Annotated in this window: 29 protein-coding genes, 2 tRNA genes and 2 pseudogenes; 26 read left to right on the top strand and 7 right to left on the bottom strand. The window is 48.9% G+C overall.

Annotation, left to right across the window (positions count from 1 at the left end; all coding sequences use genetic code 11):
• Positions 1 to 25 precede the first annotated feature (25 nt).
• The gene (locus tag RFN81_RS05735; RefSeq protein ID WP_264497225.1) at positions 26 to 1,066 is read right to left on the bottom strand and encodes an IS481 family transposase; all 1,041 of its coding nucleotides are present in this window, start codon (positions 1,064 to 1,066) and stop codon (positions 26 to 28) included.
• Between the two features lie 222 nt (positions 1,067 to 1,288).
• Between RFN81_RS05735 and RFN81_RS05730 the strand changes: the two genes are divergently transcribed.
• From RFN81_RS05730 to RFN81_RS05680, 11 genes are all read left to right on the top strand, one after another.
• A complete protein-coding gene (locus RFN81_RS05730) occupies positions 1,289 to 1,762 on the top strand; it encodes a hypothetical protein (protein ID WP_264498173.1) in 474 nt (157 codons plus the stop codon).
• An 85-nt stretch (positions 1,763 to 1,847) separates the two neighbouring features.
• Positions 1,848 to 2,252 carry a hypothetical protein gene (locus RFN81_RS05725; RefSeq protein WP_264498172.1) on the top strand — a complete coding sequence of 135 codons (405 nt, stop codon included), beginning with the start codon at positions 1,848 to 1,850 and terminating at the stop codon, positions 2,250 to 2,252.
• A 193-nt stretch (positions 2,253 to 2,445) separates the two neighbouring features.
• Positions 2,446 to 2,922, top strand: a complete 477-nt coding sequence (radC, locus tag RFN81_RS05720) for a RadC family protein (RefSeq protein WP_264498171.1) — start codon at positions 2,446 to 2,448, stop codon at positions 2,920 to 2,922.
• Positions 2,923 to 3,023: 101 nt separating this feature from the next.
• Complete coding sequence (locus tag RFN81_RS05715; protein ID WP_264498170.1) at positions 3,024 to 3,239, top strand: hypothetical protein; 216 nt, start codon at positions 3,024 to 3,026, stop codon at positions 3,237 to 3,239.
• Between the two features lie 9 nt (positions 3,240 to 3,248).
• Complete coding sequence (locus tag RFN81_RS05710; protein WP_264498169.1) at positions 3,249 to 3,692, top strand: hypothetical protein; 444 nt, start codon at positions 3,249 to 3,251, stop codon at positions 3,690 to 3,692.
• Complete coding sequence (locus tag RFN81_RS05705; RefSeq protein WP_264498168.1) at positions 3,692 to 3,961, top strand: hypothetical protein; 270 nt, start codon at positions 3,692 to 3,694, stop codon at positions 3,959 to 3,961. Before RFN81_RS05710 ends, RFN81_RS05705 begins: the two co-directional genes overlap by 1 nt.
• 72 nt (positions 3,962 to 4,033) lie before the next feature.
• A complete protein-coding gene (locus tag RFN81_RS05700; protein WP_264498167.1) occupies positions 4,034 to 4,519 on the top strand; it encodes a hypothetical protein in 486 nt (161 codons plus the stop codon).
• A gap of 55 nt (positions 4,520 to 4,574) precedes the next feature.
• On the top strand, positions 4,575 to 6,524 hold the full coding sequence (locus RFN81_RS05695) for an ArdC-like ssDNA-binding domain-containing protein (protein ID WP_264498166.1): 1,950 nt from the start codon (positions 4,575 to 4,577) through the stop codon (positions 6,522 to 6,524).
• A 74-nt stretch (positions 6,525 to 6,598) separates the two neighbouring features.
• Entirely contained in the window at positions 6,599 to 7,495 is an 897-nt protein-coding gene (locus RFN81_RS05690; RefSeq protein WP_264498165.1) for a hypothetical protein, read from the top strand.
• A gap of 77 nt (positions 7,496 to 7,572) precedes the next feature.
• Positions 7,573 to 8,499, top strand: a complete 927-nt coding sequence (locus tag RFN81_RS05685) for a hypothetical protein (protein ID WP_264498164.1) — start codon at positions 7,573 to 7,575, stop codon at positions 8,497 to 8,499.
• A 105-nt stretch (positions 8,500 to 8,604) separates the two neighbouring features.
• Positions 8,605 to 8,859 carry a DNA polymerase III subunit theta gene (locus tag RFN81_RS05680; protein ID WP_264498163.1) on the top strand — a complete coding sequence of 85 codons (255 nt, stop codon included), beginning with the start codon at positions 8,605 to 8,607 and terminating at the stop codon, positions 8,857 to 8,859.
• Between the two features lie 62 nt (positions 8,860 to 8,921).
• On the opposite strand, the gene RFN81_RS05675 is transcribed toward RFN81_RS05680, so the two are convergent.
• Entirely contained in the window at positions 8,922 to 9,317 is a 396-nt protein-coding gene (locus tag RFN81_RS05675) for a hypothetical protein (RefSeq protein ID WP_264498162.1), read from the bottom strand.
• A gap of 175 nt (positions 9,318 to 9,492) precedes the next feature.
• On the opposite strand from RFN81_RS05675, the gene RFN81_RS05670 reads away from it, so the two are divergent.
• The 3 genes from RFN81_RS05670 (at position 9,493) to RFN81_RS05660 (ending at position 13,756) form a co-directional block, all read left to right on the top strand.
• Positions 9,493 to 11,025 carry a UvrD-helicase domain-containing protein gene (locus tag RFN81_RS05670; protein WP_264498161.1) on the top strand — a complete coding sequence of 511 codons (1,533 nt, stop codon included), beginning with the start codon at positions 9,493 to 9,495 and terminating at the stop codon, positions 11,023 to 11,025.
• A 75-nt stretch (positions 11,026 to 11,100) separates the two neighbouring features.
• Entirely contained in the window at positions 11,101 to 12,648 is a 1,548-nt protein-coding gene (locus tag RFN81_RS05665) for a conjugal transfer nickase/helicase domain-containing protein (protein WP_264498160.1), read from the top strand.
• An 85-nt stretch (positions 12,649 to 12,733) separates the two neighbouring features.
• Positions 12,734 to 13,756 carry a tyrosine-type recombinase/integrase gene (locus RFN81_RS05660; protein WP_264498159.1) on the top strand — a complete coding sequence of 341 codons (1,023 nt, stop codon included), beginning with the start codon at positions 12,734 to 12,736 and terminating at the stop codon, positions 13,754 to 13,756.
• 188 nt (positions 13,757 to 13,944) lie between these two features.
• On the opposite strand, the gene RFN81_RS05655 is transcribed toward RFN81_RS05660, so the two are convergent.
• Positions 13,945 to 14,020, bottom strand: a tRNA-Phe gene (locus RFN81_RS05655).
• A 171-nt stretch (positions 14,021 to 14,191) separates the two neighbouring features.
• Here RFN81_RS05655 and RFN81_RS05650 point away from each other — a divergent pair.
• Both RFN81_RS05650 and RFN81_RS05645 read left to right on the top strand, forming a co-directional pair.
• Positions 14,192 to 14,523: pseudogene (locus tag RFN81_RS05650) on the top strand (AraC family ligand binding domain-containing protein); the annotation flags it as partial.
• A 24-nt stretch (positions 14,524 to 14,547) separates the two neighbouring features.
• A pseudogene (locus RFN81_RS05645) lies at positions 14,548 to 14,763 on the top strand (LysE family translocator); the annotation flags it as partial.
• 21 nt (positions 14,764 to 14,784) lie between these two features.
• Here the strand turns inward: RFN81_RS05645 and RFN81_RS05640 are convergent.
• From RFN81_RS05640 to cutA, 3 genes are read right to left on the bottom strand one after another with little or no spacing between them, the layout of a single operon-like run.
• On the bottom strand, positions 14,785 to 15,360 hold the full coding sequence (locus tag RFN81_RS05640; RefSeq protein WP_264498889.1) for a transcriptional regulator: 576 nt from the start codon (positions 15,358 to 15,360) through the stop codon (positions 14,785 to 14,787).
• A 42-nt stretch (positions 15,361 to 15,402) separates the two neighbouring features.
• Positions 15,403 to 17,133, bottom strand: a complete 1,731-nt coding sequence (locus tag RFN81_RS05635; RefSeq protein WP_264498157.1) for a protein-disulfide reductase DsbD — start codon at positions 17,131 to 17,133, stop codon at positions 15,403 to 15,405.
• Positions 17,109 to 17,441, bottom strand: coding sequence for a divalent cation tolerance protein CutA (gene cutA, locus RFN81_RS05630; protein WP_264498888.1), 333 nt, complete (start codon positions 17,439 to 17,441; stop codon positions 17,109 to 17,111). Before cutA ends, RFN81_RS05635 begins: the two co-directional genes overlap by 25 nt.
• 138 nt (positions 17,442 to 17,579) lie before the next feature.
• On the opposite strand from cutA, the gene crl reads away from it, so the two are divergent.
• From crl to RFN81_RS05580, 10 genes are all read left to right on the top strand, one after another.
• Positions 17,580 to 17,954, top strand: coding sequence for a sigma factor-binding protein Crl (gene crl / locus RFN81_RS05625; protein ID WP_264498156.1), 375 nt, complete (start codon positions 17,580 to 17,582; stop codon positions 17,952 to 17,954).
• Between the two features lie 120 nt (positions 17,955 to 18,074).
• A complete protein-coding gene (gene proB / locus RFN81_RS05620) occupies positions 18,075 to 19,178 on the top strand; it encodes a glutamate 5-kinase (protein ID WP_264498155.1) in 1,104 nt (367 codons plus the stop codon).
• 10 nt (positions 19,179 to 19,188) lie between these two features.
• The gene (gene proA, locus RFN81_RS05615; RefSeq protein ID WP_264498154.1) at positions 19,189 to 20,442 is read left to right on the top strand and encodes a glutamate-5-semialdehyde dehydrogenase; all 1,254 of its coding nucleotides are present in this window, start codon (positions 19,189 to 19,191) and stop codon (positions 20,440 to 20,442) included.
• A gap of 187 nt (positions 20,443 to 20,629) precedes the next feature.
• Positions 20,630 to 20,705: transfer RNA gene (locus tag RFN81_RS05610), tRNA-Thr, on the top strand.
• A 175-nt stretch (positions 20,706 to 20,880) separates the two neighbouring features.
• The gene (locus RFN81_RS05605; RefSeq protein WP_264498153.1) at positions 20,881 to 22,095 is read left to right on the top strand and encodes a tyrosine-type recombinase/integrase; all 1,215 of its coding nucleotides are present in this window, start codon (positions 20,881 to 20,883) and stop codon (positions 22,093 to 22,095) included.
• Between the two features lie 326 nt (positions 22,096 to 22,421).
• Complete coding sequence (locus RFN81_RS05600; protein ID WP_264498152.1) at positions 22,422 to 22,622, top strand: helix-turn-helix transcriptional regulator; 201 nt, start codon at positions 22,422 to 22,424, stop codon at positions 22,620 to 22,622.
• 149 nt (positions 22,623 to 22,771) lie between these two features.
• On the top strand, positions 22,772 to 23,056 hold the full coding sequence (locus RFN81_RS05595) for a hypothetical protein (RefSeq protein ID WP_264498151.1): 285 nt from the start codon (positions 22,772 to 22,774) through the stop codon (positions 23,054 to 23,056).
• Positions 23,057 to 23,128: 72 nt separating this feature from the next.
• Positions 23,129 to 23,431, top strand: coding sequence for a hypothetical protein (locus tag RFN81_RS05590; RefSeq protein WP_039325217.1), 303 nt, complete (start codon positions 23,129 to 23,131; stop codon positions 23,429 to 23,431).
• Positions 23,432 to 23,499: 68 nt separating this feature from the next.
• Entirely contained in the window at positions 23,500 to 23,745 is a 246-nt protein-coding gene (locus RFN81_RS05585; RefSeq protein WP_264498150.1) for a DNA-binding protein, read from the top strand.
• A gap of 45 nt (positions 23,746 to 23,790) precedes the next feature.
• Positions 23,791 to 24,186, top strand: coding sequence for a hypothetical protein (locus RFN81_RS05580; RefSeq protein ID WP_264498149.1), 396 nt, complete (start codon positions 23,791 to 23,793; stop codon positions 24,184 to 24,186).
• Positions 24,187 to 24,234: 48 nt separating this feature from the next.
• On the opposite strand, the gene RFN81_RS05575 is transcribed toward RFN81_RS05580, so the two are convergent.
• Positions 24,235 to 25,443 (bottom strand): IS256 family transposase, encoded by a 1,209-nt coding sequence (locus RFN81_RS05575; protein WP_264495962.1) that lies wholly within the window; start codon positions 25,441 to 25,443, stop codon positions 24,235 to 24,237.
• Positions 25,444 to 25,486: the final 43 nt, after the last annotated feature.

Genomic DNA, 25,486 nt, shown 5'->3' with positions numbered 1-25,486 from the left:
GTTATTTATACAGGTATCTGTCAGATTACATCTGGCCTAAATTTTTCTCAGACCAGATGCGCTTTCCATCAAGTAATGTTTCCATTGGCGTCCGGCCACAGCACATTTTCCCCTGATGAGTTCGCTCATTATTATAGTGAGCCAGCCATTCATCAAGATCCGATTGTAATGTGTCGAGAGCACCATACAACTTTTTGCGGAACGTCACCTGATAAAACTCATTCAGTATCGTTTTATGGAACCGCTCGCAGATGCCGTTGGTCTGCGGTGACATTGCCTTCGTTTTCGTATGCTCAATGTCATTTATCGCCAGATAAAGCTGGTAATCATGCTGCTCCACTTTGCCGCAGAACTCAGTGCCCCTGTCGGTCAGTATCCTCAGCATCGGTAGCCCCTGAGACTCATAAAATGGCAGCACACGATCATTCAGTAAATCAGCCGCTGTAATCGGTGTTTTAGTGACGTAGAGCTTGCAGTGTGCCACTTTCGAGTACGTATCAACGAACGTCTGCTGATAGATACGCCCGACGCCTTTCAGGTTGCCTACATAGAACGTGTCCTGTGAACCCAGATAACCCGGATGAGCGGTTTCAATCTCACCACAGGCTTCATCATCACTGGCTTTACGTTCCAGCGCTGCGATCTGGCTGTCAGTCAGTTCAATGCCGTCACGGGCCACTTTTTCTTCCAGTGCTTTCAGGCGTTTTTTGAAGTTCTCAAGGTTATGACGTAACCAGACAGAACGGACACCACTGCCGGAGATAAAAACGCCCTGTTTACGCAGCTCGTTGCTGGTCCTGTGCTGGCCGTGAGCCGGGAATGCGACAGCATAATCAACAACAGCCCGCTCAGTGACCTCATCGGTTCGGTTCTTAAGGTTAGGGGCACGACGGCTGCGATTTATCAACGCATCCACGCCACCTTCCTCGGCCAGCTCGCGATATCGGTAAAACGTATCGCGAGAGACGCCCATGATTTTGCAGGCTTTCGACACGTTACTGAGTTCTTCAGCCAGATTGAGCAAACCGGCTTTGTGTTTGATGATGGGATTGTTAGTATGAAGCATGAGAGTTACCTCGCGTTTTGTATAAGGATTCGACACCCATATCAAAACCGGTAACTCTCAACCTTTCAAGGTCATGTGTCAGATCAAGTCGCGACTAATACACATTAAGCGAGAGCGGAGAGATCGTCAAAACCAGATAGCGTGATATTCATACCCACATGGGGATTTATCCCCGGTGGAGATAAATCCCTTTTCGTTTTGTACCGAAAAAAGGATTTATCAATGTACGATTTCAACACGAAACCTTTCGTCTCGCGTCTGGCCATTCTGCGACGCGATGATGAATTTCTACAACGTTCCACAGCTGAGCTCATCAGGATTGTTTCTGACATTGAGTCTACGTTGATGGAAGCGACTGCACTTATGCATCTCGGCATCGATACGATTGACTGGGGTGATTTTGTGCTGATGACGCTTAACGAGAAAAAGATAGCGTGGGTTGCACGGCAGGTCGGTGAAATTATTGGTCTGAACCTGTTGTCTCCCGTGTTTATCGAAAAATACCTCACAGAGGTTCTCAACATCGGTCTTTCCGTTGATGCTGTTTTCTGGCGGTGCTATTTCAACAAGGGTCTGAAAGATGCAGCAAAAGTGCATGAGAGCCCGAACGCCAGTATCTGGCTCATTGACTACTACCTTTACGCGCTCAGTTTAGACATCAAGCGCAACTGGTATGAAGGCCGGACATTCTACTGACCGGCTGCCATATCGTGACTTAACCCATGCGGGATTTATCCCGCTGGGGATAAATCCCTTTTCAAATTGAAGAGTGGATTTATCTATGAATACTTTACTTAACCGTCTTGCTCGTAATCGTCATTCTGTTGTTGACCTGCTGTGTGTGATTTCTGACATAGAAGGAAAATTGATGGAGATTGGTGCATTCGAGGCACTTCGGATCAACTGTTCTTCTGATGAGGATGGTTTTACAGACAATGATTATCAGATTTTCGAAATCGCAGAATGTCTTGGCGAAACCGTTGGGCTGAATTTTATCCCTGATAATTACAGTCATTATTTGAATGATGTGATTTCACTGGGAAACAAAGTTGCCCAGGGTTTTTGGGATAAGGCCTTTCAGAATGGCGTCCAGGAGGGTAAGCATACCTGCTGGGAATTCTCTTCCTGCCTGGATGGTGACAGCGATTTTGATGGTTACATTGAGTGGCTCGGTCGAGCGCATTGAATACAGTTTTTGATGCATTTTTTGTTACCTTAACCCATACGGGGATTTTTCCCCTATGGGGGGATAAATCCCTTTTCAGATGCACTAACAACCTGTTTTACGTCAATTATCGACCTGCGATAATTCTACCTTTCCCCCAATGGCAATGCTTTCCGCCATCTGGGGGAAAGCATTCGCCCGTAAGAGGTCTTTTATGAGCGAGTTAACCTTTTCTCACACCACTGTTTATCCCGATCGGGAGTCACGTGTCATCAATATGGCATTGGCGCTGCTTGAGCGGAATATCAAGAAACGAAAAGCGGTGACGTCCCCTGATGAAGTTAAAGCTTACTTACGTCTGAAGCTGGAGTGTTTGGATCGAGAGGTTTTTGTCGCGATGTTCCTGAACAATAAGCATCAGTTAATTGCCAGTGAATTCCTTTTTGCTGGATCGATTAACAGCGTTGAGATCCATCCACGTGAAGTCGTCCGCCGTGCTGTTCTTCTGAATGCCGCCGCGGTCATTTTTGCACATAACCATCCTTCCGGTAATGCTGACCCCAGCAATGCCGATCGGCAAATCACCGAGAGGCTGGTTAACGCACTGGCTCTGATTGATGTCCGCGTGCTGGATCATATTGTTGTTGGCCACGGTGAAATGGTGTCGTTCGCCGAACGTGGTTGGTTATAACCACATAAACACTGTCGTCTCATCAGACGTTACCCCGCAGGGGAGAGTCCTCTCCCGCGACGGGATGACTCTCCCTTTTTTATCACCTAAAAGGAGAGTTCATGTCTCACATTGATATCACTCAAGAAGCTCCCACTCCGGATGCTTCGTTTACACCAGAGCAGGAAGACGCAGTCTGTCAGCTGATTCGCAGGGAATGCTTCCGGCGTGATCGCAATGCACTGTTGAAACTGCTCGGCTATCTCACCTTGCTAAAAGTAGCCGGTTCATTGGTGCTTTTGGCGCTCATTTTGTTACTTCGCTGGTTGACTCACTGAGGAGCGGTTATGCCAATGCCTTTACACCTACTGATTGTGCTGTCTACGGGGTTATGGTTCGTTGTGCGCTGGACGTGCAAATGGCTTGCGCGAACGGTCGTGTGGCTTTATCAGGTCTGGCGCCAACGTTCAGAGCCCGTGGAATTGTCAGCGCATCGACTCATTTACACCGGTAAATGGTTGCTCGCAGACGATCATCAATGCTGCGGCCGTGCTGTCGTCTTGAAACAGCGTCACGGATATAAGCCGGGGGTGGAGTTGCAATACTTTGGCGAGGAAGCGGCCCAACCGTTTTACGGCGAACATTATCTGGATAACGAAGACGACGCTGTCGATACCGCATTGACCATGCACCTGAAGCTATTACGGAATGTGCGTCAGCGGCCTAAACCTGAACGGATGCCCGCTGTCGTGACGATTTCGTCAGCGGCGCAGAATGATGAGGCAGCGTGATGCGTTGGCCACAACCTTCTCCGGGTATCGCTATTGATGACTGCGCCTGGGCAAGACTGGTCGCGTTTGTGCCTGAGCCAGCGTACGAAACAGAACGGCTGCATCGTCTGATTCGCCATGCATTAAAAGCTCTGGCGGCGAGTACGCACTCAGAAATAACAACCGGCTACTTTTGTTTACCTGGTGACGGCAATGAATCGGCATCGTTGTGGCAGCAGTTATATCTGCGCTATGAGAATGATGTTGTTCATATCAGCCTGACAGACTAACTCAGCCTATTACTAACCCTGACGGGGACACCCGCAGGGGTGGACCCGTCTTCTTTTTTCGGAGTCCATACCATGAGTTTACTGACCACGAATGAGCAGCTCGGAGCTGCTCGGGCGACACACGATGCAATGCGCACGCTGACACGAGAGCCTGACGTAATTAGTCGTACGCGCAGTCATTTTTATCGCTGGTTACAGGCAGAATTTGACCGTCATTACCACACGTTACGCGATGGTGGTTACCGGCGCTTTCTTGAGGATCAACACCCGACAGAATTGGAGCGCTATGACATAGCCTGTGAGCAGTTACGGCGTGAGGAGTTCAGCCGTTTTGCAGAGCTTCAGACGTTGGGATTGTTTTTACATACCCAGGTTGCGGAGAAGGAGGCTCAGTTCCGCCGCCGGCGTAACCAGTTTCTGATGGCGATGTCGGCGACGGGGATAATCACCTCCGGCGTCGTCTGGGCCTATCTGCATCACGAACAGTTTGTGCAATTGTGCCAGCAAGCGGTGATTGCGGGCCATGCCATCCTGCAACTGTTTACCGCCATACTCTGATTTTTCCCTGAGGGAGCCATCCCTCAGGGGATGGTCCCGTTCGATAGAGACCATTATGAAAACTTTCACATTACAGGATGCCGGTGATATTTGCCGGCTGTTAACAGAACGTCTGATGCAGAGTGTCAACGCGGGTAAAACGCCGTGGCGACAGAGTGTTATTCGCCAGGGGATACCGGAACACGCATTAAGCGGACAACGGTTCACCGGTATTAATGCTTTATTGCTCTGGCAGTCAGCGTTACAAAACGGTTTGATATCAAACCGTTGGCTGACGGGCGATGACCTGCGTTCTCTGGGGGGAAGGATAATTCCCGGACAGAGACCAACCACGGTCGTTCGGTATAAACCCTCACTTTCGCTGTTTCGTGTCATCAACATCGAGCAGTGCGAAGGATTATCCGACATGTTGCAACCCGGATGGCCATGGCCACCGTCTCGCGTTCCTGGCATGGAACGGCTAGGGGAGTGGCAGTTTGCTTCTCAGGTTCAGGTACTTTTCAACGCACAACGCCCGGCAGTTTACCTGCCTGACAGCGATCGCATTGAATTACCCAAGCACGATTTGGATAGCCTTGCCTCACTGCTTATTCGTGCAACCGGGCATCCAACCCGGCTTGGTCGTTTTACGGTTCCGAATGATTTACCTGACATAAACACGTACCTGCAGGAGGCGCTCGTCGCTGATATCGGGCGGGCGTTGCTTGCGGCTAGGGCAGGTATATTTCTTGCCGGCGACCCGATGTGGACAGGAGAACGGGGTTCAGATCCCTGGATACTGTTTAAATCTGCTTCTGAAGCAGGCAAGGCGGTTGATTGGCTGGAAAAACAGCGCTTGGCCACATTGCCGTTCGATGATGTTCAGCATTGGCAGAGACAGGCAGAACATCTGTTAACTACTCATTATGGCCAGCAGTTGGATGATACGACGTTAGTGTGTGACAGCGTGGTGCATCAGCACTTGCGCTACAACATTTCACCGTCACAGGCGGTCAATGCGTTGGCACGGATTTATGACTGGCCGCGGAGTGATATGCCGACGGCATTGTTCACGCCAGAGTTGAATAGCGTTGCTGATGCATTGGCGCGTTTCTCACTGGATCCCGGAAGCCTGGCTGTTCATCGTGTCGCCAGCGACATCGATGATAGCGACGTCGTTCAGGAGGCTCCTGAACTTGGCACGTTGTTGCTACCGCCACCGTTTGCTGAATCGGTCGATGAGGTTGCGGCCAATGATGAGGACGAAGGAGATGATCCGGACGATCCAGGTAATCTGTCGACGCTTCCCTGGGTTGCTAATCAGGGCCGGAAAAATCCACACCGGGAAACGTTTATCCGCCAGTTTCAGGAAATTGCACCGTATGAGAACCGTTGGACGGTCTTCAGCGATTTTATTCACATGTCGGCAGCGGCGTTACATAACCGATGCCATTTTGTGCAGGAAATCGAAGATGATTACATGCGGCGAATAAAACGTTACAAGACAGATGATCAGCGTCGTTTCCCTGTGCTTTTCAACACACTGGTCGACGGTATGGAATTCAGTGCCTCAGATTTTCTCGGCTCTGTTTTTATGGAACTTGAGCTGGGCGATCATCGCCAGGGGCAGTATTTCACCCCCTATTCTGTTGGTTACATGATGGCGAAAATGCAACTGGCTGAGGGTTTGTCAGCACTGTCCAGCGGGGAACGGGATTTCATTACCGTCTCAGATCCTGCGTGCGGCGCCGGTGGCCTGGTTGTTGCAATGGCACAAGCCATGCTTGAAGCAGGCTTTAACCCGCAGAAACAGATGATGGCCGTTTGTGTCGATATCGATCCCGTTGCCGCAATGATGGCGTATGTACAACTGTCTCTGAGTGGTATCCCGGCGATGGTCATCGTGGGTGATACGTTACGCATGGCATTTCACCAAACCTGGCGTACGCCTTTCTGGATGATGTTTGGCTGGGAACGTAAATGGACCCGTGAACAAGAGCGAAAAGCTCAACAGAAAGTCGCCTGACATAACAATTTAACCCCAACCGGGCGTTTCTCCCGGAAGGGGAAGCGCCCTTACTTTATTTGTAAGGAACGTCGATGCTGACTGAGCAGTTTATTCAACAGATCTACCTGAAACACATGAACCTCTTCCTGCATCCGGAGGAGTGGCAGGCCGATATCAGTAACGACCTGCGCGATTACCTGAACACGGATATCGTGTTTCACAGCCCTCGGCTGTTACCGATCATGCAGTTTATGCTCGATAGCATTCCGGGCAATCGCCAACTACGGGCGCGTTGTCAACTGAGTGAGCGTATTCTGACCTTGTGGATTTTGGGGCTGGATGCGCTGGCCACAGCCAGTGGTAATACACGGCTGTTACCGAGAACGTCTCCGGAAAGTAGTGGTCGGGTTGATTGTCTGCTACCAGGCGATCCGTCGGCATTACTGGATTTGTCGGATGCCGACTTTATCCAACTGACGGCACAGGGCGAGCGACATACTGCTGATGTCATCCCTCGCGCGCAGTTGGCACACACAGTGCGGCACTGGTCTCGGTTTGAATGCTGGCTGAGTCGAGCGTTGGCACAAACGGGCGAGCACTGTGTGGCGCAGTTGGCCACATTGCAACGGCGTTGTGACATTGATGAACGGGTTGTCCGACGGTTTGACACGGATTTTGGGTTTATCTCGGTGAATCTGGGGGCAGTTGACCCAGAGCAGATGAACAAGCCTGAAGATCCGGTGGAGTATGTCAAACGGGTTTGCCGCAACGAGATATATCCCGTTGCGTTGGAGAGCCGGATCCATTACCACAATGGCGCCATCATTGGCCGTTTTTCCGTTCAGAACGATGTCGCGAATGTGAACCGATTGACAGTGGCAGACTATGGTGAGGTTGTGCGGCAGGCAATCGCCTGGCTGCGTGACGAACGTCGACGTCTGCAACTCGATAACGACTCACCGGCGCCCGCGTTACGTCTGGTCGCCTGACTTATTACTTAACTTTACCCGGCAGGGGGAACGCCCTGCGGGCCTCCTGCCATCCCTCATTTTGACAGGAGTACACAATGTGCATTATTCATGAATATATTCAACAAGCGTATCAGCGGGCATTAGGTTACGCGCCGGATTATGACGATATATGTTGGCAGTTGGATGTTGACGCCGGTATTACTTACGTTAATACGCAAACGTTGTTTGAAAACGAGCAGTTGACGGCCGTGATGGAAACCCTGCTGGCACGCCTTGATACAGACGACGCTAAGCGTGAACGTAGCCGAAAAGTTCTGACGTTGTGGATAAACGCCACGAACTGGCTGGCTAATGGTAACGGGGTAGATCATGGGTATTTGTATCTTCCCCGGGTTCACCCGCAAATCAGTGGTCGAACCGACCAGTTGCTGCGCGCTGACATCATGCCTCTCTACGAACTGGATGAAGCGGCGTTTCGTGAGGCCTCTGGACAACGCGACAGCATTCCTGAGGAATACATCACGTTGGCACAGTTTCGGCAGAGTGAACGCTACTGGTTTCGGTTTATGGATCACCTGGAGCGATCGTTGCGTGATGTTTCTTATCAGTGTGCAGAAACGCTGACGCAGTTTGTCAGCAACTGCACATTTGAGGCGCGACGGATACGCCGATGGTGTGGTGATGCTGGAGAGATACGTCTGTATATGGCTCCGCAACCCATTGACGACATCGACATCATGGAGTTTGAGGATGACTTTCTGACCCCGTATGTCAATACGGTAGCGGCGGGCATTCATGTGCCGGTGATGTTCCGTGCTGATATTGTCTACAGGAATGGTGTGGTGATGGCCAGTTTTACCGGGGATGCGGAAGTGAACGAACCAGATCATCCTAATGCTTCTGATTATTACGCCGTGGTTGACGATGCTATTGAATGGATTAGGGAAGAGTCAGAGTATGTGGTATCGCAGTTAAATAACATTATTCAGCCAATGGGGGACGTTCATCAATTGGCAGCTTAAAAACAGAAAGCGCTCCTTCGGGGGTGCTTTTTGCTATGGAAACGAATCTTCCGAGGAAAATGAAGTATATTAGGAGAAACCAATTAGGATCAGGCAGGAGAAACCGTGACGCACAATTTAGGGGATTTGCCGCGAGAAGAGCGGGATAAAGTGAACGTTGATTTGGCTGCATCAGGCGTAGCCTACAAAGAACGTCTTAATTTGCCTGTTATCGCAGAGCAGATTGAGAGAGAGCAGCCTGAGCACTTACGTGAGTATTTTCGCCAACGTGTTGCGCATTACAGAGAAATAAGTAAACAATATCCCCGTGGTACTGACCCGATATATCAAAAGATGGCAGAAGATAACGGCAAGAGATAATGTTGACTTCATGTTAAAAATTAAGTGAATTTTATGACTAGCCGTGATCTTACTGCCTTTCGCTATTTTAAGGGAATGAATGCGGTAATGTAATCGGCCTGATTTTGTATTGCATGCTCTATTATTTTTTTCAAAATGCTAATTTCTTGTACGGTCAAGTTGTTATCTTTTTGGGATGTGATCTCGATTATTTTTAGTGATTCGCTCATGCTAATGCCAAGTAATGCAGTGCTATACAAGGTTTCATCGTTGCAATGACCATCAACCTGTAGAGCATGAGGAATAGCACTAATTAGCTGAAAGAATTTTATTGCCAGAGAGGATTTGACGGCGATTTTTGTCGCCTCATCGATTATTTCTAATATGGTTTTATCATCATCGCTATAGCGATATGGAATGAATGTGGTTGATGAAGGAATTGCTGCGCTTGCCAATATGCTGGCTATTTCTTCTGTCATCTCTTTTGCCTTTTTATGAATGAAGCCATTTTTATAGCGCGCAGAGTGATAAAAAACTGGGGGAAACCCTATTCACGGATCTAAAAATTTCCAGAGTGAAGAATTGGTTTTTAATGGCGGTAAAACATACTTTTCCGCACTGTACGGGCATGATTTTTCATCCTGGAGTACGGGCATGGCTTACTCGGATACGGCAGAGCAATCCGCCGTTATCAACTGGAAAGGGCAGTATCTGGTCGTTAACGCGTTTGCTGGCACGGGTAAAACGACAACACTGATTCGCTACGCACAGGCCAATCCTGAACGCAGAATGCTGTACCTCGCCTACAATCGTGCTGTTCGTGATGAAGCGGAGCGTAAATTCCCCTTCAACGTTGAATGTAAGACCTCTCATCAACTGGCCTGGATGAAATTTGGTAAGCATTTTAAGCCAAGATTAACACCCAACTTGCGCATTACCGACATCGCCCGCAAGCTGAATACCCGCCACTGGGTGCTGGCCAGAACGGCATTATCCGCGTTGAACCATTTTCTGTGTAGTGCTTCCCCGGCACTCAGCCATGAACATCTGCCGGACGAGAACGATCGTGATGGACTGGGTGCTGACAAGATATTGGGCGCGGCGCAATTTTTGTGGTGTGAGATGAGCCGCATCGACTCGACGTTCCCCGTAACGCATGATACCTATCTGAAACTGTTCCAGTTATCAGCGCCCGATTTGTCAAAACATTGGGACACGATCCTGTTTGATGAAGCCCAGGATGCCAATCCTGTCATCAGTTCGCTGGTACTCACTCAGAGCTGTAATGTCGTTCTGGTTGGCGATCGTCATCAGCAGATTTACCGTTTTCGCGGGGCAGATAACGCGCTGAATGCGCCAGCACTGGAAGGCGCTGACCGTTTGTGGCTGACGCAAAGTTTTCGATTCGGCCCGGCAGTTGCGGAAATGGCGAATGTCTTGCTGGCGCGCCAGGAGGAAACACATCCGGTGATCGGCAATGGTGGTGATGACGATGTGGTTGATCGACTGCCTGCGAACGTTTCGCGCTACACGGTGCTCAGCCGTACGGTGGCGGGCGTCATTGGTGCCGCGCTCTACGAGAGCATGAAAGAGAAGCGCGTATACTGGGTAGGGGGAATTGAAGGTTATAAAACGGAAGAGCTGGAAGACTTGTACTGGTTTTCAGTCGACATGCCTGAACGAATGCGTACGCCACGTCTTGGCCGAGAATACCGGAATTTTGAAGAGTACAAATCGATTGCCAAGGCAACCAATGATGTCGAAATGAATCAGGCGATTGGCCTGTTAGATAAATACTTCCCGCTGCCGCAAAAATTACAGGTTTTACGCCAGCAAGCGACGACGAATGAGGACGACGCCGATGTTGTGGTGTCGACGGCGCACCGGAGCAAGGGGCTGGAATGGGACACGGTGATACTGAACAACGATTTCTCTGATATTACCGATCCGTTGTTATCGGAAGACGCCAGAACAGATGAAACCAATTTGCTGTATGTGGCGACAACCCGAGCCCGGAAGTTATTGGTCAGGAATGAGCTGCTTAAACTACTCTGTGAACAGAATGAGTCCGATGATCTCACTGAGGCACAGCACTCTGACAAGAGAGAGCCTAACATCGCCGATACGCTGTCATTTATCGACAGTCCCCTTCTTCCCGAATTACCCGGCATTGAAAATAATTTTTAAAATGCAGAAAGGGTTTCAGCTTGCCCCTGTCAGTGAGTCGCTTAAGACTGTGCCGCTTACTGGCCGGAGGCAAACATGTTCAACCGAATAAAAAGATTTTTTGTTGGTACGGATAACATTCCCCGAAGTGAAGCGACGCCGCCTGAATCAGTCTGCCCGTCCGGCTATCATCTTCCACATCCCATTGACATGCTGATTACGTCGCCAAAACGTCGGACCTTTCTCCAACAGCTCAGCGACAATCACTCGCTGCCAGCGACATTTTATCGGCAGTGTTATCTGACGCCGATGTATTCATTGCTCAGTCGAGTTCAGAACCTGCCCGCATCGGAAGAAGGGAATTGGTCGTATTCCGGTGCGTTTGGTGATCTGACGGTACAGTTTACCGCGTATGCAGTGAGAATGGCTAAGGGCAGAACTCTGCCTCCAGGGATCCCGCCAGAGGAACAAGCCGCCCAGGGATTACTCTGGAATGCTGTAGTGTTCTGGTCAGCCTTATTCTATCACTTGCCGCTTCTTTGTGAGTGGGAAGGGGAACTGGATGGCGGAGAAGGCTGGATGCCAGGATTGACTATTCCTGGGAAGCCATTTCGATTTCGGCATTGTATAGATAAATTGCCGCCATCTTGTGCGCAAGGGAGAGTATCTCTGCTGGCCAGCCAGTTACTTCCCCCTTCAGTGCTTCCCTGGTTATCTATAAATCCTGACGCGCTTGATTGTCTGGTTCAACGGATGCAGAGCCGCCCCGCAACCATTACTCTGATTGATGAACTGTTACAGTCGGCAGCGGAAAAATGTGGCGCCCCGCCGTTAGTCAATAGCCCGTTGTCAATGACGCTACCGGGGGAAGAACACGCAGCGGCAGCGCTTTTCCCGTCGGAGCCCTTAGAGGTTTCCGCCCTCACCTCAGCATTGCCTGATAGCGCTTCAGCAGAAAGCTCGCTGACCGGTAATGAGCCGATACCGGTCATGGCCCCTGATGTTTCTGCGGGAGAAACGGAACCGCTACCCCAAACCGCGCCATCCTCCGGAGATGGAGAACACCTCGTAGCGACTCCATCGTCGGATGATACTCAGGCGCTTCTAAGCCTATTTCACGGTATGTCGGCTCCTGAAGCTGAAGAGGTACCTGATGTAATACCTGCTATTACAGATGAAATAGGCAATCAACAGGAAAAGGAGTGTATTACGTTAACTGAGTCAAAGGTAACAACTATTTTTTCGCCAGAAAATAGCGAGGCTATTCGCGATGAGAATAATAAAGGTTCAGTGTTTTTGGAATGGTTATCATCCGGTTTAATTGAAGGGAAAATACGGGTAAACGAAGAAGGTTCCCGTGTTCATATTGTCGCTGGATTTGTTTTTTTATGCGTTCCCGAAATATTTTATTTGTTTCAGAAGGAAACGGGAAATAAAGGGAAACGCAACGCGTTACAGTCATCATTTGAGCGACTAGGCATTCATCGCGTTGCTGATGGTAAACGTTTCCTGCAAGCCAAAATATACAACAGTCCATCGGGAACCGGGACATATAAAAACATTAACGGTTATCTGGTTAAAGCTTCATCACTTTACCGGGGGAACCGTGTTCCTGACGATAGCGCATTATTGATCTTGCCTTGAGGCATGGCAATCTGATTAGCGGACTCATTTTTAGTCTGCATGCAGCAAAGGTAAATTTTGTGCTTTTTATTGGAAGGGAATAAATATGTTATGTAAGTCACTGACCTGGGATGAAATTGTTGATGAGTACTTTTTCTCACATAATTTACGTGAGGCGACAGAAATTAGTTATCGGAAGGTGGTGAGTGCTTTTAGTCGATTTATTGGTATGTCTGTTTTTCCTACCCAGATAACACAGCGGGATGTGTTGAAATGGCGCAGGAATCTATTAAAAGAGCGTAATTTATCCACACATACGTGGAATAATAAAGTAGCTCATATGCGGGCAATATTTAATTTTGCGATGGAACGAAATTTAATAGAGCAGGATAAAAATCCATTTAACGATACGGTCGTTCAAAAAGAAAAAAAGAAGAAGAAAACGTTAACGCGTGAACAACTTACCGCTATTTATCTCCTCATGCAGAGGATGGAAGAGGAAGAGCCTCATGCTACCTGGGGGCAACGATGCGCACTTTATCCCGCCTGGTACTGGCTCACCGTGCTCGATACGCTTCGCTACACCGGGATGAGGCAGAATCAATTGCTACACATTAGGCTGCAGGATATCAATCTGGATGAGGGATACATTGAGCTACGTCTGGAGGGAAGCAAAACACATCGAGAATGGCGCGTCCCTGCAGTGCGCCAACTGCGTGCGAGGCTGGCATCGCTAGTGGCGAGAGCAAAACTGGCAGGGGCAGAACCCTCCGACATTCTGTTTGATGTAACCCGTTTTATGAAATCTTACCGACATAGAGAGGAATATCAGTACGATGAAAAGAGAGCACAGCAAACCCTCCGATCTTTTTTCAACCGATTATCCCGGGATTGTGGATTTCTGGTGTCAGCACATCGTTTCCGTCATACATTGGCGACGGAATTGATGAAAGCGCCGGAACGAAATCTGCTGCTGGTCAAGGATCTACTGGGTCACCGAAACGTCAGCACAACAATGGAATATGTCGAGCTAAACATGGAAATCGTGGGACGGACACTGGAAAAAGAGCTGGCGTTACATACGGATATTTATGCGCAACCCGTTTTACATGACTTGACAGTAGGGTAATTCACTGTAAACATACGCGGGAACGAGGAAAGGGAATCTGCTCCAACAGATTCCCTATCTTGAGGATTTCAGTTCTCATTCACAGTGCAGCCTTTCGATTATCTCTGCACAGGAACGATTTTATGACTGAACCCTGTATTAACCGCCCGTTAAGTTTCTCACTCTTAACCAGCGTGCTTTGATGCAAGTGGTGCCCGGACTCGGAATCGAACCAAGGACACGAGGATTTTCAATCCTCTGCTCTACCGACTGAGCTATCCGGGCAACGGGGCGCATTAAACCTTAATCCCAATTGATCGTCAACATTATTTCAGGAAAAACCATCCAATTGCTTAACTTTACGGCAATCTGAAAAGTTGTTGACGCTTTTACACAAATCTTCCAGAAATACGCGCGGTTAAAGAGTAAATGCTAATAGCTAAAAGAGAAAGCGAAATGGCGAATGATTGGCTTGAACTGCGCCAGCATAAAGATACGGGAATTGAAACGATTAAGGCACATTTTGAGGGGCACGCCTACGATCCACATTGGCATGACAGTTATCTTGTGGGGATAACCCTTTCGGGGACGCAGCAGTTCCACTGTCGGCGCAAGCGACAGTGGAGTCGTCCGGGCGATGCCTTCTTGTTGGAACCCGGTGAAATTCACGACGGTGATGCGCCAATAGATGGCGGTTTAACCTCGACGAGCACTGGCTATCCAATATGCTGCATGGCTTGTATGAATCTACTCCCGAAAGTTACTTGATTCATTTTACTCAAACAGTCAGGGCTCATAAAAAGGAGTGACCTGTGAGTTTGATGCAGTTTCTGTTGTTTGCGTTTGTCGCCTCGATAACGCTGGGGTCAACGAATATCCTGATTTTAACCAATAGCCAGCGCCATAATATTAAAAACACTTCACCTGCGGTGGTCGGTGCCTGCGTGGTGGCAAGCGTTATCGTTCTGATTTTAGGTGCTGGCGCGAGAGAGGTGCTGCGTCAGTATCCGTTGGTTCGTCAGGTGATGTGCTTGGGTAGGCATGCTCGCTTAGGTCAACGCGCCGTTTTTGCGGCACAACGCGAAGCGTAAGACATCTTCAGCCAGGCGTTGAGCGGTGGCGATGCTGGCGGCCTGATGCTTGACCAGTAGGTTGCTCAGACAGCCTTCCAGAATCAATTCCATCTGCTGTGCCACCATTTCAGGATCGTCGGTTTCCAGCGCTTCCAGTAAATCGCGGGTGTACTGGTAAGAGGCTCGCTTCTGCTGTTCCGCAATCTGGTGGATGGGGTGATTGATATCGGGGAAAAAGCTGCACGCAGCGATAAACAGGCAGCCTGGATAACGCTGCTTGTTCACTGATTCACGCAGCACCTGATAGCGCGCCAGTAGCTTCTGCTCAATGGTTTTCTCGTCGTCCAGTAGCAGTTGACGCCGCCAGGTATCGACCTGCTGACTATGATGTCGCAGGCAGTCGTACAGCAGCGCCTCTCGATCCGGCCAGAATGGTGTCAGTTCTTCTACCGTAACCCCCATTTTCTCCGCCAGCATATCCAGCGTTGTCATGGCGAATCCGTGCTGCTCCAGTAGAGTAAGCGCATATTCAAGAACGTCTTCCCGTTGCATCATGTCTCCTCCAGAAGCGCAAAATTAGAGAGAAAGTGTCGTTTATGGGCTGAACTTCTGCAAATGTGCCTGAAATTGTTCAGCGCTCATGAAGCCGGTGATACGCGAGCCAGGGATCTCTTTCCCTTGAGTGTCAAAAAACACAATGGTCGGCAAGCCTAAAACCTGTAGCTTCTTCAGTAACGCATTCTGTTCTTCGCGGTTCGCAGTAACATCCGCCTGTAGCAGCGTGAGATGTGACAAATGATTTTGCACCACTGGGTCGCTAAACGTGTATTTTTCAAATTCTTTGCAGGCAACGCACCAGTCTGCGTAAAGGTCAAGCATAACAGGCTGACTACTGTTTGCCAGCGCGCTGTTGAGATCGGCAATATTAGCGACAGGGGAAAAGTTCAGTGCCGAGGCGTGGGGTTGCGCTACGCCAACAGGAGGAAATACCCAGTCTTGCAGCGGCTTGGCGACGATCACCACGCCTGCTAGTAGCAGCAACTGCACGCCACGCATCCAACCTGTGCTACTGCGCAGCGTCAGCATAAGCGCCCAGCCGAAGAAGGCGATACCTAGCATACTCCACAAGCGCATTCCCCACGTCTCGCCTAGAATACGTTCCAGCAGGAAGATGGGCAGTGCCAGAATGATGAAGCCAAACGCTTCTTTAACGTACTGCATCCACGGGCCGCTGTTCGGCAACAATTTGTTGCCGAACAGCGTGACCAGAATGAGTGGTAAGCCCATGCCCAGCGCGTAGAGGTAAAGCGTGATGCCACCTGCCAGCATATTGCCGCTCTGGGCGATATAAAGCAGGATGGCACTGAGCGGCGCCGTGGTACAAGGAGAACAAATTAGCCCGGCTAACGCCCCCATACAGAATACGCCAGTAACGGAGCCACCCTGCTGACGGTTACTCCACGCTGTCAGCCGGGTTTGCACCGAGGACGGGAGCTGTAGTGCATACAGGCCAAACATAGAGAGCGCCAACGCGACAAACATCATCGACAGGCCAATCAGAATATACGGATGCTGGAGCGCGGCCTGAAAGCGCAATCCGGCGGCGGCGACAACCAGCCCGAGCAGCGTGTAGGTCAGCGCCATACCCTGAACATAGATCATCGACAGCAGTAGCGTTCTGCGCGGCGACAGCTGGTCTTTTCTGCCTAGCACCAGACTGGCAATCAATGGATACATTGGCAGAACGCAGGGAGTAAAAGCGACGCCGATACCAATCAGCAGCGCCCACCACGGCGAGAACGGCATAGGCGTGGCCTGTGGCGGTGGCGTCTGGGCGGATGCGGTATTCGATGTGTCTGTGCCTGCGTTAGCCAGTACCTGGCTGAGAGGAACGACTCGCGTTTCCGGCGGATAGCAGAAACCCGCATCGGCGCAGCCTTGGTAGGTGACGTTAACGGTCGCACCATTTTCGGCCTGTTCAATGGGAACCGCTAGCGCCAGCCGATCCCGCAGGATAAAGACCTGACCGAAGAACGCGTCGTTATGGCTTTCGCCCTGTGGCAGCACTACCTTGCCGAGCGTAGCACCCTGCCCTTCAATCTTGATCTGTGCGCGGTACAGGTAGTAATCAGGATGGATATCCCAACGTAAATTGAGCCGATCGTTTTGCTGCTGAAACTCAAAGGCGAACGCCCCATCGGCTGGCAGAAAGCGCGATGTCGTGCTATTGCCAAACAGTTTTTGACCGAAAGAAGCCGCTGCCTCATTCGGTATGCCGAAAATTGTCCATAACAGGAAAATCAGCGTAAAGATGCGTTGAGCCATGTCAGATAATCGCTATCGCCCCCAGATACCGGCAGGACTAACAGCTCCGGCGTATCGTAAGGGTGTTGTTGTTTCAGATGCGTCAGCAGCGCTTGCTGATGCGAAGTATCGCTTTTTATCAGCATTTGTATTTCAGATTGCTGTTCAAGCTTACCTTCCCAATAATAGAACGAACGGGCTCCTGGCAACAATGTAACGCAGGCGGCAAGCCGTGTTGACAGCAGTGAGCTAGCCAGATGCTGCGCGCAGGCGTCGTCTGGCGCAGTACATAATATGACGACGGTATCGCATAGCGGGTGGTCTGACATCATCCCCTCCGTGCCAAATGAATGAACGAAATCCCAGACTACTGAAACGACACTATACACAATAAACTTCGTTGTGGGACATGGTTGATAAATTGGCATTCTCTGCTAAAAAGAAAGTTCAACCAGAGGAGATCGTAAATGATGTTACCGAGTGGACACACCAAGAGCCGACTCATGAAAAACTTTACGTCGTTGGGGCCTTATATCCGTGAAGCACAGTGTGAAAATACGACCTTCTTCTTTGATTGTCTGGCAGTTTGCGCCAATATTAAGCCCGCGCCCGAACATCGGGAATTCTGGGGGTGGTGGCTACATTTGGAAGATATGGGGCATGCCTTTGCCTATGAGTACCACTATGGTTTATTTGATAAACACGGCAATTGGCGTGAGGAAAAAATTAAGGATCACGCCGTAATGGATCAGGTGGAAAATGCTAAACAGGTATTCCATGTTCGGCTGGAGAAACTGCTAAACTCGCTAGAGCCTACTTGTACTCTGGTTGCGCGACCATGATATTCCCCTGGCGATCCCCGATTTATTCATAGATTTTCGCGTTATGCCTGTTGGCATAACGCGTCTGTCCTGCTACAACGTCTTCTTTATTCTTTTTTAACATCCAATGGCAGAGAAATTATGAGCAGCAGCCAGACGTTGGTTGTGAAACTGGGCACCAGCGTACTAACCGGCGGTTCGCGCCGTCTTAACCGCGCCCATATTGTTGAATTAGTGCGGCAGTGCGCACAGCAGCACGCGGCAGGACATCGGATTGTTATCGTTACTTCTGGCGCCATTGCCGCCGGGCGCGAACATTTGGGTTACCCCGACCTCCCCGCCACAATAGCAACTAAACAACTACTGGCTGCCGTAGGCCAAAGCCGCCTGATTCAGCTATGGGAACAACTTTTCTCCATCTACGGTATTCATGTCGGGCAAATGCTATTAACGCGGGCGGATATTGAAGATCGCGAGCGTTTCCTCAATGCGCGCGACACCCTGCGTGCGTTATTGGATAACAACATTGTCCCCGTTATTAATGAAAATGATGCTGTTGCTACTGCGGAAATTAAGGTCGGCGATAATGATAATTTATCCGCGTTGGCGGCGATTCTGGCAGACGCCGATAAGCTGCTATTGTTGACCGATCAGGCCGGGCTATTTACCGCCGACCCGCGCAATCATCCGGATGCGGAACTGATCCGCGAAGTGACGAGTATCGATGATGCGCTGCGTGGCATCGCAGGTGATAGCGTGTCGGGGCTTGGAACAGGCGGTATGTCGACTAAATTACAGGCCGCCGATGTCGCCTGTCGCGCCGGTATCGATGTAGTGATCGCTGCGGGAAGTCGGCCTGGCGTGATCGGCGATGTGATTGCTGATATCTCGGTTGGGACACGCTTTCATGCACTGGATGCTCCGCTGGAAAGCCGGAAATACTGGATTTTTGGCGCACCGCCGGCGGGGGAAATTACTGTCGATGACGGCGCGCTATCGGCGATTCTCGAACGCGGCAGTTCGCTATTGCCTAAAGGTATTCGTTCCGTTGAAGGGAATTTCTCTCGAGGGGAAGTGATTCGCGTGCGTAGTCTGGCGGGTCGGGATGTAGCACACGCCGTGACGCGTTATAACAGCGATGCGTTACGTATGATTGCCGGTCATCATTCTCAACAGATCGCCGATATTCTTGGCTACGAATATGGCCCGGTGGCTATCCACCGCGACGATATGATTATTAATTAAGGATTTTGCAATGCTTAAAGAAATGGGGAAAGCGGCAAAAGCGGCTTCATATCAACTAGCCACCCTAAGCACTGCTCAAAAAGATCGTGCGTTGCTGATGATTGCGGATTTACTCAATGCCGAAAGTGAGACGATTCTAGCGGCCAATGCACAGGATGTCGCTGAAGCGCGCCAAAATGGCATGAGCGCCGCATTGCAAGACCGCCTGCTCTTAACGCCGGAGAGACTAGATGCGATCGCCAGCGACGTGCGCCAGGTATGTCGCCTGAATGACCCGGTAGGAGAAGTGATTGATGGCCGTCTGCTGGATAATGGTTTGAAACTGGAACGCCGTCGCGTGCCGTTGGGGGTGGTAGGCGTTATTTATGAAGCGCGTCCGAATGTGACGGTGGATGTCGCCAGCCTGTGTCTGAAAACCGGCAACGCAGTGATTTTGCGCGGCGGCAAAGAGACTTATCGCACCAATGCGGCCACGGTGAGTGTGATTCAACGCGCACTGGCACAGAGTGGGCTGCCCACTGCGGCGGTTCAGGCGATTGAAAGCCCGGACAGAGAAATGGTCACCCAACTATTAAAACTGGATCGCTACGTGGATATGCTGATCCCGCGCGGTGGGGCTGGGCTACATAAGCTGTGTCGCGAACAATCCACCATTCCGGTAATCACGGGGGGGATTGGCGTGTGCCATATCTTTGCCGATGAGAGCATTGATTTCGCCAAAGCGCTGACCGTGATTGAAAGCGCCAAGGTGCAGCGCCCAAGCGCGTGCAATAGTCTGGAAACGCTGCTGGTTCATCGCGCCATTGCCGCGCGGTTCCTGCCTGCACTGAGCGAGAAAATGGCACACGCAGGGGTGACGCTTCACGCCAGCCCGGAAGCCTTGAGCGCGCTGAAAAGCGGGCCTGCCAAGGTGGTTGCGGTGGAAGCCAAGGACTACGATGACGAATGGCTTTCTAACGACCTCAACGTGGCGCTGGTGGACGATATGGATGACGCCATTGCCCATATCCGTGAACACGGCACGCAGCACTCTGATGCTATTTTGACGCGCTCCATCAGCAATGCGGAACGCTTTGTGCGCGAGGTGGATTCCTCGGCCGTATACGTCAATGCCAGCACCCGCTTCACCGATGGCGGACAGTTTGGTTTGGGCGCAGAAGTGGCGGTGAGTACGCAGAAACTGCACGCGCGTGGCCCGATGGGGCTGGAGGCCTTAACCACCTATAAATGGATTGGTTATGGCGAAGATTTAATCCGCGCCTAACTGCCCCTTAAGCCTGAAAGTTATAGGATTCTCCGTTATTAGCAGTGAAAATAATGAGAGAATCCTGTTATTCCTCAGGTCGTTTACAAAACCAGCAAACGGACGGCAAAGCTATTGACTTGCTACGATGATTTCACTACTTTGTCACCCCGTAGTCCACCGTCAGTGTTCGCTGGCGAGTCTCGAAGCCGATATAGCTCAGTTGGTAGAGCAGCGCATTCGTAATGCGAAGGTCGTAGGTTCGACTCCTATTATCGGCACCATCCTACCTATTTTAACGTCTCCTTAAGTCTACTTAAATACCCTTTAAACCCTTATAATACGCGGTTTCACGGCCATTGTTGTCTCTGCTCGTCTACTCACGTTCACAGAAATCTACGGTGAGTTGGGGGTATCAATGGGGGTATTCGCTGTTCGGTCTAAAGGAGATACCCCCAGATGAAGCTCAATGCCAGACAGGTCGAGACTGCCAAGCCCAAAGAGAAACCCTACAAGATGGCTGATGGTGGTGGCCTCTACTTATTGGTTAAAACCAACGGGTCACGCTACTGGCGTTTGAAGTATCGTATCGATGGAAAGGAAAAGTTATTGGCGCTGGGGGTATATCCCGATGTGTCCTTAGCTGATGCCAGAGCAAAACGTGATGAAGCTAGAAAGGGTATCGCTGGGGGTATCGATCCTTTAGAAGTGAAAAAAGAACAAAAAGTTGAGCGTGAAGCGCAGGTCAAAAACAGCTTTCAAGAAATTGCGCTTGAATGGCATAACATGAAAGTGAAGAAATGGTCTGCGGGGTATGCCTCTGACATTCTTGAAGCTTTTAACAAAGACGTCTTCCCGTTCATTGGTCAACGTCCTGTTGCAGACATCAAGCCGTTGGAACTGCTAAACGTGCTGAAAAAGATGGAAGACAGGGGAGCTACCGAGAAAGCCAAAAAAGTGCGCCAACGCTGCGGCGAAGTGTTTCGCTACGCCATCGTGACAGGCAGAGCCGAGTATAATCCCGCGCCAGATCTCACCAGTGCCATGCAAGGGCATGAGTCTACACATTACCCGTTCCTGACCACTGAAGAGCTTCCTGCTTTCTTTAAAGCCCTTGCTGGCTACTCTGGCAGTGAATTGATGGTGCTGGCAGCGAGATTGCTGATCATTACTGGCCTGAGAACAGGTGAATTGCGCGGTGCGTTATGGTCAGAAATCGATACCAAGAAAGCGCTGTGGGAAATTTCTGCTGAACGCATGAAAATGCGCCGTCCTCACATCATCCCGCTCTCTACCCAAGCGCTAGCTATTATCGAACAAATCAGAGCGATGACGGGGCAATTTCCTTTACTGTTTCCGGGACGCAATGATCCAAGCAAGACCATGAGCGAAGCCAGTATCAATCAGGTATTCAAGCGAATTGGCTATACAGGGCGGGTTACGGGTCACGGCTTCCGCCATACCATGAGCACCGTTCTTCATGAACAGGGCTACAACACCGCATGGATTGAAACCCAACTGGCGCATGTTGATAAGAATGCTATCCGTGGCACCTACAACCATGCGCAATATCTCGATGGCAGACGTGAGATGCTGCAATGGTATGCCGACTACATGGTAAGTCTTGAGAACGGAAGCAATGTGGTGCAGGGAGCGTTTAATCGGCGTGGGTAAGGATAACTGCTGATGAAAGAAGGGCTATGTCTTAACGGGCATAGCCCTTTTTCATGGCTAAAGCAGATAAGAATTAGGTCAGAATTTAAACTGCATATATATAACATATTGATTATAAATAATATTTAAAGATTTTTTAAAACAAGAAAATAAGTAGCACTTTTTGCTAAATCACTCTACACCCCGCCCAGTGACAGCTCTCTCGCCATCTCATCTATTTTTGTATGAAAAACACTCAATTCAAGTTCAATTCTGATTTTCCGAGGGTTGAACGTCATAAGCGATCTGCAGATACTACATTCATCAAAACAACAACGGAGAAATATATGACAACAAGAAGACTTATTCGCCTGCCGGAAGTGATGAATAAAACAGGATATAGCAAAGCATGGATTTATCGACTTATTAGCAGGGGCGTATTCCCAGAACCGATAAAGATTAGAATAAGAGCCAGAGCTTTTGTTGAAAGTGAAATCGATGAATGGATTGAAAAGATTATTCAGTTATCACGTAAACATGCTGATTAATGAACAATACACTATTAATATGATGAGGAGGTTTTATGTAAAACGTTAAACACTGTGTTTTTTACAATATTATAAAATAAAAACTAAAATATTTTATGCATTAATAATGCAGGGTGTTTTACACTATAAACAAAGAAAAGGAAAAATATATGAATAAGAAAAATAATGGTTTTGATAGGATTGCTACTGAGATGTTTCTACTATCAGCGATGAAAGAGTATTACCGTATCTATTGGGATATAGTCAAAAAAGGGCCCAAAGAGGCATTTAATTTACTTACTGATAATCATCATATGGAAACAGTCTATGACCAAGTAATCGAACGAGCTAAAAAGGGTGTAGCCAAAAATAAGTGCTATCTTATCGATTTCGAAGGGGTGAGAATGGAGGTAATGACGCTGCATACCAAAGCATTAGTGTTAGCCTATATGTAAATCTATTTGGCCCCTTATTGGGGCTGAAAATAAACTAAATATTAAATAATCATATAAAAGTGAGGGTTAATTATGTCTAAAAATAATAAAGTTAAAAACAAATCTACAAAACTGTTCCTTGATCTTGCTAAAAGATCGTTTGAGGTAAGTTGGATCAGTTTACAAAATGATCACGATGGGGATATAAGAGAGTATATTAGTGATCATGATTTTATGAGTGCAACTATCATGTGCGTGATAATGCATATTAAAAATAACTTTGAGAGTTTAACACAGAAAGAAGGAAATAATGGAAATATTGACGAAGTTGATCTTAAGGTAATCGCTAATCTGCTGGTGAGGCATTCGTATTTATTTGTTCATAAATCTTTGTAGTTTCCATTGATGATATATTTGCCTCGTAAGGGGCAGATAAAAACACTTATGACAATAGGAGAAAACTGATGATTGATGAGTTCCACGTTATGTTTATGTATAAAAAAATTCAAGTTGAAGCCGCTACTACTGATATCAAAACACTGAATCAGCTTTTGAAGAAGTTCCGAAAAGTGGTAGAAGAGCGGCGTGAGGAGTATTATCAGGAGATTGGTGAAAATAAGGTGCGTAAGCTAAGGATGAAGAGAATGCAAAAAATACGTGAGCAAATGATACGCGACAGGATTTTACCAGAGGATCTCATTGACTGGTAATAGCCAGTCATAATAATGTATCTTCATTAAGAAATGGAGGTCATTATGTGCTGGGAACTTCACATAGTAAGAACAGAGAATTGGTTTGATAGCGCAAGTGATCCAATAAGCAGTGAAGAATGGCTCCAGCTTGTTAATGATGATAAAGAACTATCAATAGATAACAAGAATGGTGACTTTTTTGCTATATGGAGCGGTCAGAGTGAACACGATGAACCTTGGCTTGATTGGAATGACGGAAGGATTTCAACTAAGCATCCTGATGAAGCTCTTTATTGTAAGATGTTGCAGATAGCTGATAAGCTAAATGCTGTAATCGTTGATGAGGATGATCATAAATATTTACTTCAAAGTGATCTTATAAATCCAACATGGGCAAACTCATCACCGAGTAGTAAAAAACAATCTTTATGGGGAAGGTTAATTTCAAAGCTAAAATAATATTTTTATAGTGGACCCTGTAAATAATTCTGTGTAACTGCCACCGTATTAAAGGTGATCGCTCAGGCGGTCACCGAACTCGATAATAAAACGGCTCATCGCCAGCCGCCAGTTCTGTATCGGCATGCTCCATTTTTTCGAGGCCGACTCGATCGCCAGATAAATCACTTTCCGCACCGAATCGTCCGTTGGGAACACTTTGCGTTTCTTTATCGCCTGACGGATGACGCTGTTCAACGATTCGATGGCATTCGTCGTGTAGATGGCCTTACGGATATCGGGCGGGTAGCCAAAGAATGTATTGAGATTTTCCCAGTGCGTGCGCCAACTCTTACTGATTTGCGGGTATTTCTCATCCCAGATGCCGGAGAATTTGTCCAGCGCCATCAGCGCCGCTTCCTCTGTCGGTGCCTGATACACGGCTTTCAACCCGCTGGTGACTGCTTTGTAATCCTTCCATGAGACGTATTTCAGACTATTGCGTACCATATGGATAATGCATAACTGAATATGGGTCTGCGGATAGACGCTGTTGATGGCCTCCGGGAAGCCCTTCAGACCGTCCACGCAGGCAATGAGAATGTCCTTAAGCCCCCGGTTCTTAAGCTCTGTCAGCACGTTCAACCAGAACTTCGCCCCTTCATTTTCCGCCAGCCACATGCCCAGCAGTTCTTTCTGACCGTCGGTGTTGATGCCCAGCGCAAGGAACACCGCTTTATTGATGACACTGCCGCCATCACGAACTTTCACCACAATACAGTCAAGATAAACAATGGGATACAGTGAGTCTAACGGACGGTTTTGCCATGCAGTAACCTGCTCTTTAACGGCGTCGGTCACTTTAGATATCAGCGTGGGAGAGACATCGGCATCGTACATTTCTTTGAACGTGGCGACAATTTCCCGCGTGGTCATGCCCTTGGCATAGAGGGATAAAATCTGGCTGTCCATCTGCGTGATGCGAGTCTGATTTTTCTTTATTAACTGCGGTTCAAAGGTGCTTTCACGGTCACGTGGCGTGTTGATTTCAAGCTCGCCGTCATCGCACAGCAGGGTTTTAGATGAATAGCCGTTGCGGGTATTCGAGCCTGATTTTGGGGCATTTTTCTCGTGCCCGAGGTGCTCGGTTAACTCAGCATTGAGTGCTGTTTCGACGGTAAGCTTTGTCAGCATACGAGAAAACGCATTCAGGTCAGCTTCGGTTTTAAGGCCTTTAGCCAGTTCAGCAGCGAGTGCTTTGAGTTTCTTTTCGTCCATAATTAGCCTGTCTCTGTTGTTGGAGTGAACATATCAAAAACAG

The organism is Pectobacterium cacticida, from assembly GCF_036885195.1.
Lineage (GTDB): Bacteria > Pseudomonadota > Gammaproteobacteria > Enterobacterales > Enterobacteriaceae > Pectobacterium > Pectobacterium cacticida.
Note: the sequence above shows the minus strand (reverse complement) of the source record. Positions and strands in the feature narration are given on the sequence as shown.

Coding starts and splice junctions, on each gene's coding strand:
- RFN81_RS05735 (WP_264497225.1), bottom strand. CDS start 1,066: ATGCTTCATACTAACAATCCCATCATCAAACACAAAGCCGGTTTGCTC.
- RFN81_RS05730 (WP_264498173.1), top strand. CDS start 1,289: ATGTACGATTTCAACACGAAACCTTTCGTCTCGCGTCTGGCCATTCTG.
- RFN81_RS05725 (WP_264498172.1), top strand. CDS start 1,848: ATGAATACTTTACTTAACCGTCTTGCTCGTAATCGTCATTCTGTTGTT.
- radC (WP_264498171.1), top strand. CDS start 2,446: ATGAGCGAGTTAACCTTTTCTCACACCACTGTTTATCCCGATCGGGAG.
- RFN81_RS05715 (WP_264498170.1), top strand. CDS start 3,024: ATGTCTCACATTGATATCACTCAAGAAGCTCCCACTCCGGATGCTTCG.
- RFN81_RS05710 (WP_264498169.1), top strand. CDS start 3,249: ATGCCAATGCCTTTACACCTACTGATTGTGCTGTCTACGGGGTTATGG.
- RFN81_RS05705 (WP_264498168.1), top strand. CDS start 3,692: ATGCGTTGGCCACAACCTTCTCCGGGTATCGCTATTGATGACTGCGCC.
- RFN81_RS05700 (WP_264498167.1), top strand. CDS start 4,034: ATGAGTTTACTGACCACGAATGAGCAGCTCGGAGCTGCTCGGGCGACA.
- RFN81_RS05695 (WP_264498166.1), top strand. CDS start 4,575: ATGAAAACTTTCACATTACAGGATGCCGGTGATATTTGCCGGCTGTTA.
- RFN81_RS05690 (WP_264498165.1), top strand. CDS start 6,599: ATGCTGACTGAGCAGTTTATTCAACAGATCTACCTGAAACACATGAAC.
- RFN81_RS05685 (WP_264498164.1), top strand. CDS start 7,573: ATGTGCATTATTCATGAATATATTCAACAAGCGTATCAGCGGGCATTA.
- RFN81_RS05675 (WP_264498162.1), bottom strand. CDS start 9,317: ATGACAGAAGAAATAGCCAGCATATTGGCAAGCGCAGCAATTCCTTCA.
- RFN81_RS05670 (WP_264498161.1), top strand. CDS start 9,493: ATGGCTTACTCGGATACGGCAGAGCAATCCGCCGTTATCAACTGGAAA.
- RFN81_RS05665 (WP_264498160.1), top strand. CDS start 11,101: ATGTTCAACCGAATAAAAAGATTTTTTGTTGGTACGGATAACATTCCC.
- RFN81_RS05660 (WP_264498159.1), top strand. CDS start 12,734: ATGTTATGTAAGTCACTGACCTGGGATGAAATTGTTGATGAGTACTTT.
- RFN81_RS05640 (WP_264498889.1), bottom strand. CDS start 15,360: ATGCAACGGGAAGACGTTCTTGAATATGCGCTTACTCTACTGGAGCAG.
- RFN81_RS05635 (WP_264498157.1), bottom strand. CDS start 17,133: ATGGCTCAACGCATCTTTACGCTGATTTTCCTGTTATGGACAATTTTC.
- cutA (WP_264498888.1), bottom strand. CDS start 17,441: ATGTCAGACCACCCGCTATGCGATACCGTCGTCATATTATGTACTGCG.
- crl (WP_264498156.1), top strand. CDS start 17,580: ATGATGTTACCGAGTGGACACACCAAGAGCCGACTCATGAAAAACTTT.
- proB (WP_264498155.1), top strand. CDS start 18,075: ATGAGCAGCAGCCAGACGTTGGTTGTGAAACTGGGCACCAGCGTACTA.
- proA (WP_264498154.1), top strand. CDS start 19,189: ATGCTTAAAGAAATGGGGAAAGCGGCAAAAGCGGCTTCATATCAACTA.
- RFN81_RS05605 (WP_264498153.1), top strand. CDS start 20,881: ATGAAGCTCAATGCCAGACAGGTCGAGACTGCCAAGCCCAAAGAGAAA.
- RFN81_RS05600 (WP_264498152.1), top strand. CDS start 22,422: ATGACAACAAGAAGACTTATTCGCCTGCCGGAAGTGATGAATAAAACA.
- RFN81_RS05595 (WP_264498151.1), top strand. CDS start 22,772: ATGAATAAGAAAAATAATGGTTTTGATAGGATTGCTACTGAGATGTTT.
- RFN81_RS05590 (WP_039325217.1), top strand. CDS start 23,129: ATGTCTAAAAATAATAAAGTTAAAAACAAATCTACAAAACTGTTCCTT.
- RFN81_RS05585 (WP_264498150.1), top strand. CDS start 23,500: ATGATTGATGAGTTCCACGTTATGTTTATGTATAAAAAAATTCAAGTT.
- RFN81_RS05580 (WP_264498149.1), top strand. CDS start 23,791: ATGTGCTGGGAACTTCACATAGTAAGAACAGAGAATTGGTTTGATAGC.
- RFN81_RS05575 (WP_264495962.1), bottom strand. CDS start 25,443: ATGGACGAAAAGAAACTCAAAGCACTCGCTGCTGAACTGGCTAAAGGC.